Source organism: Bartonella sp. B10834G3 (assembly GCF_016102505.1).
GTDB classification, from domain to species: Bacteria; Pseudomonadota; Alphaproteobacteria; order Rhizobiales; family Rhizobiaceae; genus Bartonella; species Bartonella choladocola.
Genome location: NZ_JACFOM010000001.1, coordinates 1,063,352 through 1,078,951, shown reverse-complemented (window position 1 = coordinate 1,078,951; position 15,600 = coordinate 1,063,352). Strand labels below are relative to the sequence as shown.

Below are 15,600 nucleotides of genomic sequence, written 5' to 3'. Positions count from 1 at the left end.
TGATTCTTGCGAGCCTTAAAAAACGGTTTGTGGCCTTCAAATGCATTTAAATCCGACCTTTTAATCCCGATTATTACGCACGAAGGCTCTTTAAAACCGGACAATTCGCTAAAGTGTGTTTAATCCGAATCATAAAATAAATGATTTTCCGATGAAATTCCGAAAGTCGTAACCGGAAGATGACTGCAACGTTTACTAGAAGACACTGACTGCCAGAACTTTTGAAAATCAGGCAGATTTTTCCTTGAGCCACCGGTTTTGTGTGAGCGCCTCAATTTTCTCGATGCAATCACTATTTTTGAAGCACCCCGACATAAGGCAACTGGCGAAACGCATGGCCGGCATCCATTCCATATCCGACAACAAATTGATCGGGACAAGGAAAACCGACAAAATCCGCCTCTATATCGGCTTTGCGCCGCATGGCTTTGTCCAGCAAAGCAGCGATAAAAATACGCCCTGCACCGCGAGTTTTCAAAAGATCCCGCACGAATTTCAGCGTCTTTCCCGATTCCAGAATGTCGTCGATCAAAAGAACATCACGCCCCGTAATATCGCTATCGAAATCGTGCAAAAGCTTTATTTCTCCACTTTCCTGACCGGCTCCATAACTTGAAATTGTGATAAATTCCACAGACGAACTGACACCGGCGCGATGAAGCTCTCTGATAAGATCGGCAGCAAAAATAAATGACCCTTTCAAAATCGGTAACACCAACAGGTTTACCGGCTTCTTTCCGGCAATTTCATTTGCTATGATGCGGTTACGGTTGGCAATCTCTTCTTCCGAAAAAAGAACTTCGATCGACTTTCCATCAATTACGGGCATTTTATTATCCATATAAAAATTTATGGCCGCGGGGTAACACAGACGCTTCTACCAAGAAAGCTGTTGCCAATAATAAATTTTAACCGCGACTTAACCATATTCGTTAAGGATAGGAAAAAGAGTGGCGTCAGGTCAAGATACCTTTCCACGATCAATCAAGATTGCCATTAAGGCGGTTACCAACATTTAAAAAAGAAAAACCGGATAAATATTTGTGCGGGCAGAATAGGTTAATTAACAGTGATTCGTTTTGAAAATGTAGGCTTGCGTTATGGCATGGGGCCGGAAGTCCTCCGTGATATAAGCTTTTATATTCCGCACGGGTCATTCCAGTTTTTGACAGGTCCTTCCGGTGCGGGTAAAACCACATTATTGCGTTTGATGTTTCTGGCATTAAAACCGACACGCGGTCTTATCAATATATTCGGCCACGATACCGCGCTTTTAAAACGGCATGATATGCCGAAATTACGCCAACGAATCGGAATCGTTTTTCAGGATTTCCGCCTGCTCGACCATATGACAACCTATGAAAATGTTTCGCTTCCCTTACGCGTGAGGGGGCGTGAAGAAGCAACCTATCGTGCCGAGGTCGAAGAACTTCTTCAATGGGTGGGGCTCGGCGAACGGATGGATGTGTTGCCCCCTGTACTTTCCGGCGGGGAAAAGCAACGCGTGGCAATTGCCCGCGCATTGATCGACCAGCCGGAAATATTGCTGGCGGACGAACCGACAGGTAATGTCGACCCTGTTCTTGCGCGCAGATTATTGCGCTTGTTTATCGAACTCAACCGGTCGGGAACCGCTGTGGTGATCGCCACCCATGATGTCAACCTGATGGAGCAGATTGATGCTCGCCGTATGATACTCAATGACGGAAGGCTCGAACTCTATGACTGAGCTTTCCCCAACCCCGAATTCACGAAAATTGTGGCAAGGTCGAAACGTTTCCGGACAAACGTCAATTGTTCCGGCGAGTGACGTCGCAGGGCAAGCGCTTGTTGTTGTCATTGCGATCATGACACTGCTTGCTTCCCTGTCGATTGGCGGGGTTGACCTGATCGGCTATTCGGCACACAACTGGGAAAACCAGATTTCACGCGAAGCAACAATTCAAATCCGGCCGACCGACGGGCTCGATATTGAAAAAACTCTGAATTATGCTGTCGAACTTGTGCAAGGTTTTCCGGGCGTCAAATCAGCTCAGATCATTGACCGCGCTCAAACCGAGCGCTTGCTTGAGCCTTGGCTTGGAACCGGTTTGGAACTGAAGGAACTGCCTATTCCACGTCTTGTCGTCGTGACCCTCGATGATACCAATAAAGCCGATTTCGGTATGATTAGCGATGCCGTTGCAACACAAATTCCCGGTGGCAGTTTCGATGACCACCGCAATGCGATCAATCGCCTTGTTACAATGGCGCACGCAACGATCATTATCGGCGTGATTATATTGGCACTTGTCATTTCTGCATTGACGCTCACCATCATATTTGCAACGCGCAGTGCTCTTTCAGCCAATGCCCACATTGTCGAAGTGCTCTACTTTATTGGTGCCGAAGCCGGTTTTATTGCCCGCCAATTCGACTTCCATTTTTTCAAGACCGGTCTGAAGGGCGCATTTTTGGGCGGTTTTACAAGTATCGTTATTTTTATCGTTTTTTCGTTCTGGACGCGTTTTGCTGCCGGAACACCCGGAAGCGATCAGGCTTCGGCATTATTCGGACATTTCAGTCTTGGGCTTTCAAGCTATATCAAGATTTTCATTTTAATCGGCTTTGTTGCATTGTTAACTATGGTCACAAGCCGCCTGACAATTCTAAGCCAGTTGAAATCCATCGACCGCAAGGAAAGTGATCTGTTCTGACAATGAGCGAATACACTTTATACGCACAAATTTCCGATCCGGAACCGGAGCACAAAAGCTTAAGCCGGATAAAATTGTTGCGTTGGAAAAGACGGTTTTTCAAACATCTTCCACCCGTCAGCATTTTTATTCTCGTTTGTATTATTCTGTTCGGTAGCGGTTTTTTCTATTTCAGCGAAAAAGTATCGCGTCTTGCGCGGCCTGATCCGTTACCAGAGGCTGATGGAATAATTGTGTTGACCGGCGGCGAAAGTCGCATGGAAGCGGGTCTTGACCTGCTTGCCAAGGGATTGGGTCGACGGCTTCTCATCAGCGGTGTCAATCCTTCAACCAACAGTCAGGCCTTGATACGTGTGACCCACAGCGACCCGCAACTCTTTCAATGCTGTGTGGATCTCGGACGGGAAGCAATCAATACAATGGGCAATGCGGAAGAAGCAACCGACTGGATCCGGAAAAATCACTATCAAAAGGTTTATATTGTCACCAACGATTATCATATGCCGCGTTCTTTACGCGAATTGAATCGCTTGATGCCCGATATAGACTTTATCGCCTATCCGATCAGCGAGGGAACCGGTGAACAAAGCCTGCTCAGGCAATTGGGCGAATTACGACTGCTTGCAAGCGAATATATCAAATTTATCGGTGCGGAGTTGCGAGCCTATTTCTGATAGAAGCGATTTTCGTTTAAGCCTAAATGTTCAACAATTGGCAAAGTGATACTCGGTGACAATCTATCGTCATTGTTCAACGTTTGAAATCGGCAACTTTTGCTGAAAGGACATTGATCGCATCTGTCGAACGCAGCTTCACCTGAAAACCGCGGCCGCCACCATTGATATAAATTTTATCGAACAATTCGGCCGTTTCTTCAAAAACCGTAGGCAGATGCCGCCTTTGTCCGAAAGGCGATATACCCCCTACTTTATAACCGGTGAGCTTTTCAGCTTCTTCAACACTCAACATTTCGGCATGTTTTCCACCGAAAGCGGCAGCAAGCTTTTTCATATTGGCTTCCTGATCGGATGGTAAAACCGCAACATGGGGTTTGCCATCGACGCTCACCATCAGCGTTTTAAAAACCGTTTCGGGATCTGCTCCGACTGCTTCGGCAGCCTGCAACCCAACGCGGTCTGCATGTGGATCATAATGATAGGTAATGAACTCGTAGGCGATATGATTGTGATCGAGAAAGGCGGTTGCCGGAGTGGTTTTTGACACTTTTGACTTCCTTCAAGTTCCAATATTTATCAACCCGGTCCATTGCCCATCGGCTAAACTAATCGCGAGCGAGAGCGGCCACAGGATCGAGTTTTGAAGCATTACGAGCGGGCAAAAAGCCGAATCCGATGCCAATGAGGGTTGAAAAGATGAAAGCTATAATAATCGAACCTGTCGAGTAAACAAGTTTAAACGGCGCACCGCTTACTGCAAAAATCCACCCGACAGAAAGTCCTAATAAAATCCCCAAAGCCCCGCCGATGAGACAAACAAGCACAGATTCGATCAGAAATTGTTGGAGAATATCGCTCTGTCGCGCGCCCACTGCCATACGAACACCAATTTCATTGATACGCTCGGATACTGTGACGAGCATAATATTCATAACGCCAATTCCCCCGACCAGAAGAGAAATCAAAGCAATGGAGGCAACAAGCAAAGTTAGAACTTGTGTGCTTGCAATGACTTGTTCACGAAATTCTTCCGAATTGCGGATAAAGAAGTCTTCAGTGCCATGCCGCATGACGAGGAAGCGTTTGACGGCCTCTTCCGCAAGACGTGAGTCAACATTATCGGCAACTTTCAACGTAATCGAGCGAACAGTATTATTGCCGAGGAAACGCGTCTGCACCGTGGTATAAGGCAAATAAAGTTGCAAAGTATCGGATGGTGGCCCCATTTGCTGCAACTCGATAACACCGACAATACGGGTGGGAACTTTTCCCACCAGAACCACCTTGCCTATCGGGCTTTCATGGCTATCGGGAAAAAGCGTTGGCACGGCCTGCTTTTCAACCACAAGATCGGTGGCACGCGAAAGCACACTTTCCGAATCGAACAACCGCCCTTCAACAAGTTTTGCCCCTTGTGCCTTGAAATATTGGTCACTCACGCCATAGACCGTCACGTTCGATTCGATCGACCCGTAGCGGACAGTGGACGACGTTGTAACCGTCGGCGTTACCGCATCGGCATAAGGTTGTTCGGAAAGTGCTATTGCATCGGAATCAACCAGTGTCGTGACTTTACCCGAACGCATATCGGCAAAGCTTTTTCCGGCAAAGATATTCAATGTATTGCTTCCCAGACTGTTGATATTTTCAAGAATCTGTTTTTGCGTACCGTTTCCCAAAGCAACCATCGAAACCACGGCGGCAATACCGATAATAACACCAAGCATCGTCAAAAACGTCCGCATACGATGGGCGTTCATTGACAACAAGGCCATGCGGAAAGCTTCATGGAAGCGGTCAAGAAATGATCTCAAGAGTCCGATTTTTTTGTTGCTGACAACTTCTGTTGCGACTTCGTCTGCATGACCGGTGGCTACTTCTGTCGGCTGGTTCGGTTTATCCGACAAAATCTCCCCGTCGCTGATTTCGATAATCCGTTCGGCTTTTTTGGCCACTGACATATCGTGCGTTACGATAATGATCGTGCGCCCTTCTGCGTGAATTTCCTCCAGAATACGCAACACTTCTTCGCCGCTATGGCTGTCAAGTGCGCCTGTAGGCTCATCGGCAAGGATAACCTCGCCATTATTCATCAATGCGCGGGCAATAGACACGCGTTGTTGCTGGCCGCCGGAAAGTTGTCCGGGACGGTGGGTAATGCGCTCGCCCATACCGAGACGTTCCAATAGCGCTGTTGCGCGCTTTTCCCGTTCGGCGGGGGAACGCCCCGCATAGATCGCCGGAATTTCCACATTATCGAGTGCTGTCAATTCCCCCAGCAAATGGTAACGCTGGAAAATAAAACCGAAATGATCGCGCCGGAGCGCAGAAAGTTCGTCAGCGGAAAGTTGCGAGGTTTCTTTGCCCGAAACCTTGTAGCTTCCCGAACTTGGCCGGTCGAGACAGCCGAGAATATTCATCAAGGTCGATTTTCCCGAACCCGATGCGCCAACGATTGCCACCATCTCGCCCCTATGGATGGTGAGATCAATTCCTTTCAAGACACGTACATTGGTTTCGCCCGCGGGAAATTCGCGGATAACGTCTTTAAGCACAATGACCGCATCTTTGTGAGTGTTTTCCATAGTTTAGAATGGCCCCACACGATGACGGCTTCCGGATGTAGAAGGCATAGTGCCGTTGCTCACTCCGGTTACAACGGTTTCGCCTTCTTCAAGTCCGGAAACCACCTCGACCATGACTTTATTATTCAATCCGGTTTCAATGTCGCGGGCTTCGACCTTGCCATTCTTGTCAAGAATATTGACCACAGCTTTGTTGCCCGAAACATCATTCAATGCGTCACTCGGTATAAGCAGCACTTTTTGAGCGCGCCCCAGAATAATATGGACTTCCGCAGTCATATAAGTACGCAAAACACCATCATCATTCGGCACATTGAATGTGCCATTATAATAGATGGCCTGTGACGTTGACGAACTCGATGAAGCAGTCGACGACGAATTGAAACTGATATCATTGCGGATGGATTCCGGTGCCGGTTCGATTTTTTCCAAGCGGCTTTCATAGTGTCGCTTGCGATTACCCAGAACATTGAAATAAAGGTCCTGACCGGGTTTGACATTGATTACATCGGCTTCGGATATTTCCGCGCGTACCGTCATCACCGACAAATCGCCGAGAATAACAATCGTCGGAGCCGACTGGACAGCATTGACGTTTTGCCCTTCCTGAACGACTGTGGCGAGAACTGTACCATCGGACGGCGCTGTTACGCGTGTATAACCGAGATTGACTTTGGCTGTCTCGACATCGACTTCCGCTTGAACAATCTGGGCTTTCAACTGGTCGATCTGTGCCGCACGGATTTTGACTTGCGCATCGGCATCATCGAAATCGGCTTTGGAAACCGCATGGGACGAAATCATCGTTTGCTGGCGGGTCATATTCTGTTTGGCAAGAACGAGTTGCGCTTCCTGCTCGGCAAGTTTGCCACGATAATTGGCAAGCGCTGCTTCCTTGCTTTTCAAATCGTTGGTCTGCGTTGTCGGATCGATTTCGGCAAGCAGATCGCCTTCTTTGACAACACTGCCCGGTTTTACTTTCAAAGAAATAATACGACCCGTCGCGCGTGCACCCACAGCGACAAGACGATGCGGTTTTATCGTGCCATTTGCAAGAACGCTGACTTCAATATCTCCCCTTTTGACTTTTGATGTCATGTAAGTCGGCGCAGCCGTGGTGAAAAATACCGAATGGATAAATATCAAAAGCACGATCAGTGCAATCACAGCAATAATAATGGTGACTGTTTTTTTTGCTTTCATCGCGTTTTGCTCTCTGCTTCAACTTTTCTGATGTGAGGACCTGTATAGCCGTCAACAATTTCAGGTTTTTTATCGTCAACCGCACCATTCCATCCGCCACCCAATGCTTTCATGAGCGAAATATAGTCCTTGGTAATCGAAACGCGGCTTTCAATCAGCGACTGTTCGGATGAATAATGGGAACGTTCTGCATTCAACAGTTCAAGAAAACTGGTATTGCCGCTTTGATAAAGCGAGCGTGATAAACTCAATGCTTTGGCATAGGAATTGGCGGCAATGGCAAGTTTTGCCGAGCGTTGTTTTTCCTTGCTCATGGATACGAGTGCATTTTCGACATCTTCCAATGCCGTCAACACGCTGCTTCGATAATTGATAAACGATTGGTCGCGTTGTGCATGGGCAACCTCTACAGCAGCCATTCTCTGCCCGCCTTCAAAAATCGGTATGCTGACACCCGGACCTGCCGACCAGCTGATCGAAGAACTTTTTCCGAGTTCACCCGGCTGGGTCGCAGCCGTTGAAATATTGCCGGTCAATGTCAATGAAGGATAACGGTCGGCTTCCTTCTGGCCGATACGAGCAGTTGCTTGCGCATATTGCCGCTCGGCCAGACGAACATCCGGACGCGTCAATAATATATCGGCCGGAACGCCTGCCGGAATCGGCCATTTCGGTTCAGGGATTTTATCCGCTTTTGCCATGACATCATTAAGGGCTGTCGGGCTTTGTCCTGTCAGAACCGATAAACGGTGGATTGTTGTTGCAAGATTGGCTTGCATTTGCGGAATACCGGCTTCGGTGGTGGCAGCCTGCCCTTCGGCGTTCGAGACATCAAGCTGGGAAACCGCACCGGCGGCAAATTTATCTTTCGTCAATTGTGCGGTGCGCCGTTGGGCAATTGCCGTGCGTTGAGCCAATGCTATTTGTTGTTGTAGCCCGCGTATTTCCGCATAATTGGTTGCAACATCTCCAATCAGGGTCAGCATTGTCGCACGCATATCTTCTTTGGCGCCATCAAGACCGTATTTTGCAGCTTCAACAGCCCGCCGGTTAGCACCGAAAAGATCAATTTCCCAACTTGAATCAAGACCGCCACGATACTGGCTGCGTTCAGGCCCGCCTGCAGATTTATTGCGATTGGCAGAAGCCGAGCCGTCGATACTTGGCAATAATGTGCCGGTCGTCTGCCACAAGCTTGCTCTTGCTTCGCGAACTTTTGCTTTTGCCGACTGGACATCATTGTTACCGGCAATGGCATCCGTCACGAGTTTATCAAGCAACGGATCATTGAACCTTTGCCACCAGTTTGCCAGTTCCGGCGGTGATGAAGGTGTTTCACGGGAATCGGAACTCCACTTGGCATCAAGTTTGAAAACAGGCTTTTGATAGTCAGGGCCAACAAGACAGCCCGAAAGCATTGCCCCTCCGGCAAGAATAACCAGTAAAAGAGCTGATCGGCCGACAGTTTTCAAACGGCATTTGCGCATTATTTTTCTGCTCCGATCAAAAAACCATACAGCCAAAAAACGTTTTTCCCGCGCTTCTTATTTCATAAACAGAAACGAAAATCTCGTGAAATTTTGTTCATGTTCAACCAAATCAATGGACTTTATAGAAACAATTCCCGTTTTTTCAAGCAAGGTCGAAACGCATGATAACCGGCACATGATCGGACGGTTTCTCCATTCCTCTAGCCTCGGTCAAAATTTCCATTTCCTGCATATGTGGTACAAGATCCGGCGATGACCAGATATGATCCAGTCTGCGCCCGCGATTGGACGTCGCCCAATCCTTGGCCCGATAGCTCCACCATGTAAAAATTTTTTCCGGTTCGGGAATTTTCTTGCGCATCAAGTCAACCCAACCACCTTGAGAACAAAGTTCAATCAATGTTTTTGTCTCGATCGGCGTGTGACTGACAATTTTCAAAAGCTGTTTATGCGACCACACATCATTTTCATAAGGTGCTATATTGAGGTCGCCTACGAGAATGCTTGAAAGCCCGTCGCCCATATCGGCTTTGACGGCTTTCATCTCTTCCAGAAAATCAAGCTTATGACGGAATTTGGGATTGATTTCGGGATCCGGTTCATCCCCGCCTGCCGGAACGTAGAAATTATGTATACGGATATGTTTGTCACCAGCCTTTATGACAACGGCAACATGGCGGCAATCATGCTTGTTACAGAATTCCTTTTTCTCGACTTCCTCGAATGGCCGCAACGATAAGGTTGCCACACCGTGATAGCCTTTTTGCCCATGAACAGCGATATGTTCATAACCTGCCCCACGCAAGGCCTTATACGGGAATTTATCATCGGGACATTTGGTTTCCTGCAAACACAAAACATCCGGCTTTTCCTTTTGCAAAAGTTGAAGCACAAGAGGCAAACGCAAACGAACCGAATTGATATTCCATGTAGCAATTGAAAAACTCATTACACTTGAACCTTGATTGAGAAATAATGCGGTTACCGGTTCTTTAAGCGCAAAACGAGATAAAATCCAGTTTTAGCCTGAACCATATTGTTTCCTGAATTTTCTTGACCGGAAGTAAGCCATGAATTCCGGCCATTCCGGAAAATTATTTCCGCGATAGGGAGCGACTTTTCAAAACAGGTAAGACTTTTAATCAATCAATATCAGGTCTTATTTTTAATGAATCAATATAACAAAAATAATTCAAAACTATATTTATTAAATTCATAGTGCAATATTCAAAAAATTTAAATAAAAACTGGTTTATAATTAATTTTAATTAATTTTTATTCTGTATTTTTGTAGAATGGATATCTACTTTTTTACCAAAATTATAATAAGACTTATAAAATCAGGTTATATATTTTGACTGTCCGGCTTTAACTCATCAAAGTTAATTTCAGTTCCTTTTCATAGAAATTCTTTGATAGGGAATATCGAACATTCCTTTGGCAAATCTGACGCCTTTACGAACATTGGTAATCTGTACTGTTGTCTCAAGGTTTTGTTTGTCGACAATGGTCCATTGCAAAAGTTCATAAGTTTTGGAATCAAAAATCATACGAATTTGCCCTTTGCCCAATGTCTTATCGGCAAGAATAATTGTCGTTGACCCTTGATCCTGACTGACACTCAATAATTTGCCATCTGACAGATCAATTTTTGTATCGAGCAACATTTTCATGGGTGTCTGCGACAATTGGTAAAGATCCCATGTATCAAGTTTACGGTTATTGATCGCTACTGATTTGCCATCTGTAATCACCCGCACCGGCGAATTTTTGTAACTGAAGCGAATTTTACCGGGTCTTTCGAGATAAAATGTTCCTTCGGTCATTTCGCCTTTCGGACTGAATTGTATAAAATCACCGGTCATTGTCTGGATTGCAGCAAAATGATTTGCAATATCCTGTGCATGGGCAGCCAAATTGGTGTTCTGGGCAAAAGCTGGCGGTGTCATGATAGTAGCCGTCGTGACTGCGGCTGTTGCAAGAGCAATAGCAGTATAAAAAACTTTGAAAGTGGATGCGCATGTTTTTGTCATTCATTATCTCCTGCATTTATTCTTGCAGTAACCTGTGGCGTCACTATGACATTGGCGACGAGCGGCAACGCGCCCGCAACTTAAAACAAATATTTTAAAAATGTTCACCCTCTTCAGGAACCAGAATTTCGCGCTTTCCGGCGTGATTGGCAGGGCTTATCAAGCCCTCTTCTTCCATCCGTTCGACGATTGTAGCAGCGCGATTATAACCAATGCCAAGCCGGCGTTGGATATAAGAGGTTGATACGCGACGATCTCTCAAAACAACTGCAACCGCCTGATCGTAAGGATCTTGCGAATCCTCGAAATGGCTTGTGCCGCCGGAAACGCCATCATCACTGTCGTCGTCACTTTCTTCTGTGACGGCATCAAGATAGTCTGGAGCCCCTTGCGTTTTGAGATGCTGGACGATTTGTTCAACTTCCTCATCCCCGACAAAAGGCCCGTGAACGCGTTGGATACGCCCGCCCCCCATCATGAAAAGCATGTCGCCTTGCCCCAGCAGATGTTCTGCACCCTGTTCGCCAAGAATGGTACGGCTATCAATCTTTGAAGTAACCTGAAACGAAATACGCGTCGGGAAATTGGCCTTGATTGTACCGGTGATAACATCGACAGATGGACGTTGCGTTGCCATAATAACATGAATACCGGCAGCGCGTGCCATTTGTGCCAGACGCTGGACAGCGCCTTCAATATCCTTGCCCGCAACCATCATCAAATCAGCCATCTCGTCTATAATAACGACAATATAAGGCATGGTTGCAAGATCAAGCGTTTCAGTCTCGTAAATCGGCTCTCCCGTTTCGTGATCGAAGCCGGTCTGGACTGTGCGCGAAAGTTGCTCGCCTTTACGTTCGGCTTCTCTCACCCGTTCATTAAAACCGTCAATATTCCTGACGCCGACTTTAGCCATCTTGCGATAGCGTTCTTCCATTTCACGAACCGCCCATTTCAGCGCAACAACGGCTTTTTTGGGATCGGTGACGACCGGAGTCAAAAGATGCGGAATTCCGTCATAAACTGATAATTCCAGCATTTTCGGATCAACCATAATCATCCGGCATTGTTCCGGCGTCATCCGGTAAAGAAGCGAAAGGATCATTGTATTGATTGCCACCGACTTACCGGAACCGGTCGTACCGGCGACCAGCAAATGCGGCATTTTGGCAAGGTCGGCAATCACTGCTTCACCACCGATTGTCTTGCCGAGAGCAAGACCGAGTTTGGCTTTGTTTTCATAAAAATCACGTGTTGCAATGATTTCACGCAAGTAAACGATCTGGCGCTTCGGGTTAGGTAATTCAATGCCGATGACATTGCGCCCCGGCACAACAGCAACGCGCGACGATATAGCACTCATCGAACGGGCAATATCATCGGCCAATCCGATGATGCGTGACGATTTTATGCCCGGTGCCGGTTCAAATTCATAGAGGGTCACAACCGGCCCCGAACGCGCATTGATAATCTGCCCTTTGACACCGAAATCTTCCAATACGCTTTCCAATTGACCGGCTCGTTCTTTCAAAGCTTCGGGCGTGAGGAGGTCACTTTTGTCGATCAGTTCCGGTTCGGCTAAAAAGTCGACATTTGGCAATTCAAACCCGTTTGCCTGATGCAACTTCGTTTTGCGTTTGGCTTCAGGCGGAACAGCGGCTTCTTCTTCCTGACCAGACCATGGCATTTCGTCCGGTTCGCTATCGGGCGCAGAAAAATCCGGTTCAATCCGGCCTCTTGACGAAGAGCCATTGCCAAAATTATTCGGCACAGGGGGAAACATAGGCTCTTTGCGATGAAACAATCGGCCGATTTCAGCCCTGAGCAAATAGAACAGGTGCATCGTTCCGCCAAGAACCGTCACCATTAAAGAGGCGCGAGCCGGTTCGTCATCTTCGCCCATTTGCAGGCGGTTTTCCTGTTTGCGTCTGGATTTTGCTTTTTTCTTGCGATTACGACGCCCGACAACGCCTCCCGCAATAGCTGCCGTCCAGAATGCCAAAGGCCCTAAAACCGCAGCAATAATCGAGGTTGAAACAACAGCCGGAAGCGATCCTAAAAACAGATAGGCAAAATTCAGAATTTTATCGCCAAAAACACCCCCAAGCCCGATAGGCATCGGCCAATGTGCGAAAGGCGGAACCAGAGCGATAACGCCTGCAAAACAGAAAGCGGAAATCAACCAGAAGAATATACGGTGTACGAGCCTTCCTATATCTTTTTGGGCAATAAGAAGTACTGCCCAGAAAAATGGGGGAAGGAGAGCCGCGACACTTGCAAGCCCGAAAAATTGCATAGCAATATCGGCAAAGACGGCACCCGGCCATCCCATGATATTTGTAACCGGATTGTCATTGGCATAACTCAAACAGGGGTCGGCAACATTCCATGTTGCGAGAGCCGCCGCCGCAAGCCCGATTAAAATCAATATGCCGATGCCGATAAAAGATCCGATCTGTCGGGAAAACATCTCCACCAGATGCGGGCTTTGATAAGCTCCATCTGTGGTTAAATCAAAAGGGGATGATTCCTGACGCATAACCTAACCTGAAAACCCGAAAACGACCGAAAGATAATTTTTAAACGTGACTATAAAACGAGAGAGTTAACGGGCTATTAACCAATCGAAAAAACGACAGGCAAAATAAAAAGCCCGCTTTTTGAAGCGGGCCAAAAGTTCGGGTTGTTTTTAAGAAAATTCTACTGGATTGTTTCGCCGTGAAGGGAAATATCCAATCCTTCGATTTCCTGTTGTTTGGTCGGGCGCAAACCGATGACAGCTTTGACCACGTAAAGAATAATAGTGGTTACAATTGCAGTATAGATCATCGCCACGATAAGACCGAAACCCTGATTGAGCACTGAAACTTTTGCATAGGCTTCCGGATCGGTAAAGAAAATATCGGAAGCGAAATAGCCTGTGAGCAGCGCTCCTATAATGCCACCAACACCATGGACACCGAAAGCATCGAGCGAATCGTCATATCCCAATGCACGTTTGACGAATACTGCAGCAAAATAGCAAACCGGTCCGGCAATGATGCCGATAATGATAGCACCGCCCGGTTCGACAAAACCGGCCGCCGGCGTAATGGCAACAAGTCCGGCAACTGCACCTGAAATAATTCCCAGAACCGAAGGCTTTTTGGATACTGCCCACTCGGCTATCATCCAGCATAAAGCACCGGCAGCAGTGGCAATTTGCGTGTTCAACATTGCAACGGCTGCAACTTTGTTTGCAGCACCGGCAGAACCGGCATTGAAACCGAACCAGCCGATCCACAATAATGAAGCACCAATCATCGAAAGAGTAAGATTGTGCGGTGCCATATTGACCGTGCGATAACCCTGCCGTCTGCCAAGAACAAGAGCCGTAATCAAACCCGCGACACCGGCGTTAACGTGAATGACTGTACCACCGGCAAAGTCGAGGACACCATCTTTTCCGAGAAAGCCGCCGCCCCAGACCCAATGGCAAATTGGCGCATATACCAAAATCGACCACAATCCCATAAACCACAACATTGCGGAAAACTTCATTCGCTCGGCGAATGCACCGGTAATCAATGCCGGTGTGATAATGGCAAAGGCCATCTGGAAAGTAACCCAAAGATAGGTCGGAAATGTTCCGTTAAGGTCGTCAATCGAAATGCCCTTCAAGAACAAGAGTGAAAAATCGCCATAATATGGATTTTTTCCGGAAAAAGCGAAGGAATAGCCCACAACGAACCAGATCACGCTGACAAGACAGCATATTGCAAAGCTCTGCATCATTGTTGAAAGAACATTTTTCTTACGCACCATGCCGCCGTAAAAAAGTGCAAGACCCGGTATTGTCATGAGCAGAACAAATGCAGTTGAAACCAGCATCCATGCCGTATCGCCAGAATCTATCTTTGCCGGAATTTCGGTGACAACTTCGGTCACCGTTTCTACTTCCTGTGCGAAAGCTGCATCCGCTCCGATTAACGCAAATGCACCGACCGCCATTGGAACCAATTTTTTTAAACTCGCCATAAAACCTCTCCATTTGGAAAAGAACGTGCACCACGTTCGGTTATTTCAATATCTAACAAGTTGCATGCCAATTGCTTTAAACCGTTATTTATGCGTGAAAAAACGCACATATGATAATCATTTTATTATTTTGCATATTTTTTAGGCAACTTGCTTCCGATTTACTGTCATCTAAAGTGCATTTTCATCGGTTTCGCCGGTTCTTATGCGCAAGGTTCGATCAAGTGACCAAACGAATATCTTCCCGTCTCCGATTTGTCCGGTGCGGGCTGCTTCCGTAATGACTTCCAATACACGATCAAGTTGATCTGCCGGAACGGCAACTTCGATCTTTATTTTAGGCAGAAAACTGATTGCATATTCGGCTCCGCGGTAGATTTCGGTATGGCCTTTCTGGCGTCCATATCCTTTGACTTCGGTGATGGTAAGTCCATCAATACCCATATTCAAAAGTGCATCTTTCACATCGTCGAGCTTGAATGGCTTTATAATCGCAGAAATGAATTTCATGGCTTGTCTTCTCCTCGGCTTGGTTTCGACCAGAAATAATCTGAAAATTTCCGGACACGCGATGAAGCTATTCAAGTCTCATGCCAATTGGGGTAGAGGCACTAAAAAATTCGGGATTTGACGGTTCGTCGGGAAGAAAGACACCGAAAAGACGAGAGCAATGGCTGCTCCGGTCAAGCCAAAATATTTAACAAAATATAGTGGAAGCTGTTTCAGGTTTTAAACCTGATAGAATACGCAATTTGCCCGATCTTCGGGATTGAAAAGTTGTGGGGGGAAAAGCCGCCTTGTTGAAGTCGATAAAACAGCTTTTTTTAAAAAACCATTTCGGAATGGCGGCTTTAGAAGCTGCCATTATTTTTGGCAATATCATTCGCTAAAATATTGCC

At 46.9% G+C, this 15,600-nt stretch carries 13 protein-coding genes; 3 read left to right on the top strand and 10 right to left on the bottom strand.

From position 1 onward, the window contains the following. Positions 1-292: 292 nt before the first annotated feature. Positions 293-829 carry a hypoxanthine phosphoribosyltransferase gene (hpt, locus tag H3S94_RS04705; protein ID WP_198240403.1) on the bottom strand — a complete coding sequence of 179 codons (537 nt, stop codon included), beginning with the start codon at positions 827-829 and terminating at the stop codon, positions 293-295. 240 nt (positions 830-1,069) lie between these two features. On the opposite strand from hpt, the gene ftsE reads away from it, so the two are divergent. From ftsE to H3S94_RS04690, 3 genes are all read left to right on the top strand, one after another. Further along, entirely contained in the window at positions 1,070-1,729 is a 660-nt protein-coding gene (gene ftsE, locus H3S94_RS04700; RefSeq protein WP_077994109.1) for a cell division ATP-binding protein FtsE, read from the top strand. Further along, complete coding sequence (locus tag H3S94_RS04695) at positions 1,722-2,696, top strand: ABC transporter permease (RefSeq protein WP_246786403.1); 975 nt, start codon at positions 1,722-1,724, stop codon at positions 2,694-2,696. The genes ftsE and H3S94_RS04695 overlap by 8 nt, the downstream gene beginning before the upstream one ends. A gap of 77 nt (positions 2,697-2,773) precedes the next feature. Continuing rightward, a complete protein-coding gene (locus H3S94_RS04690) occupies positions 2,774-3,370 on the top strand; it encodes a YdcF family protein (protein WP_225868122.1) in 597 nt (198 codons plus the stop codon). Positions 3,371-3,446: 76 nt separating this feature from the next. Here H3S94_RS04690 and ybaK read toward each other — a convergent pair whose 3' ends face one another. The 9 genes from ybaK to H3S94_RS04645 form a co-directional block, all read right to left on the bottom strand. Then, positions 3,447-3,920, bottom strand: coding sequence for a Cys-tRNA(Pro) deacylase (gene ybaK, locus H3S94_RS04685; RefSeq protein ID WP_077994113.1), 474 nt, complete (start codon positions 3,918-3,920; stop codon positions 3,447-3,449). Between the two features lie 58 nt (positions 3,921-3,978). Then, positions 3,979-5,958: a MacB family efflux pump subunit gene (locus H3S94_RS04680; protein ID WP_198230329.1), complete on the bottom strand. Its 1,980-nt coding sequence runs from the start codon at positions 5,956-5,958 to the stop codon at positions 3,979-3,981. Between the two features lie 3 nt (positions 5,959-5,961). Continuing rightward, entirely contained in the window at positions 5,962-7,161 is a 1,200-nt protein-coding gene (locus tag H3S94_RS04675) for an efflux RND transporter periplasmic adaptor subunit (RefSeq protein WP_198230330.1), read from the bottom strand. Further along, positions 7,158-8,648 (bottom strand): efflux transporter outer membrane subunit, encoded by a 1,491-nt coding sequence (locus tag H3S94_RS04670; protein WP_198240402.1) that lies wholly within the window; start codon positions 8,646-8,648, stop codon positions 7,158-7,160. The genes H3S94_RS04675 and H3S94_RS04670 overlap by 4 nt, the downstream gene beginning before the upstream one ends. 145 nt (positions 8,649-8,793) lie before the next feature. Continuing rightward, complete coding sequence (locus H3S94_RS04665; protein ID WP_198240401.1) at positions 8,794-9,600, bottom strand: exodeoxyribonuclease III; 807 nt, start codon at positions 9,598-9,600, stop codon at positions 8,794-8,796. A 439-nt stretch (positions 9,601-10,039) separates the two neighbouring features. Then, positions 10,040-10,600, bottom strand: coding sequence for an outer-membrane lipoprotein carrier protein LolA (locus H3S94_RS04660; RefSeq protein WP_225868200.1), 561 nt, complete (start codon positions 10,598-10,600; stop codon positions 10,040-10,042). Positions 10,601-10,778: 178 nt separating this feature from the next. Further along, on the bottom strand, positions 10,779-13,223 hold the full coding sequence (locus tag H3S94_RS04655; RefSeq protein ID WP_198240400.1) for a DNA translocase FtsK: 2,445 nt from the start codon (positions 13,221-13,223) through the stop codon (positions 10,779-10,781). A gap of 161 nt (positions 13,224-13,384) precedes the next feature. Further along, on the bottom strand, positions 13,385-14,554 hold the full coding sequence (locus H3S94_RS04650) for an ammonium transporter (RefSeq protein WP_225868201.1): 1,170 nt from the start codon (positions 14,552-14,554) through the stop codon (positions 13,385-13,387). A gap of 318 nt (positions 14,555-14,872) precedes the next feature. Beyond that, positions 14,873-15,211 carry a P-II family nitrogen regulator gene (locus H3S94_RS04645; protein ID WP_077994132.1) on the bottom strand — a complete coding sequence of 113 codons (339 nt, stop codon included), beginning with the start codon at positions 15,209-15,211 and terminating at the stop codon, positions 14,873-14,875. Positions 15,212-15,600 lie beyond the last annotated feature (389 nt).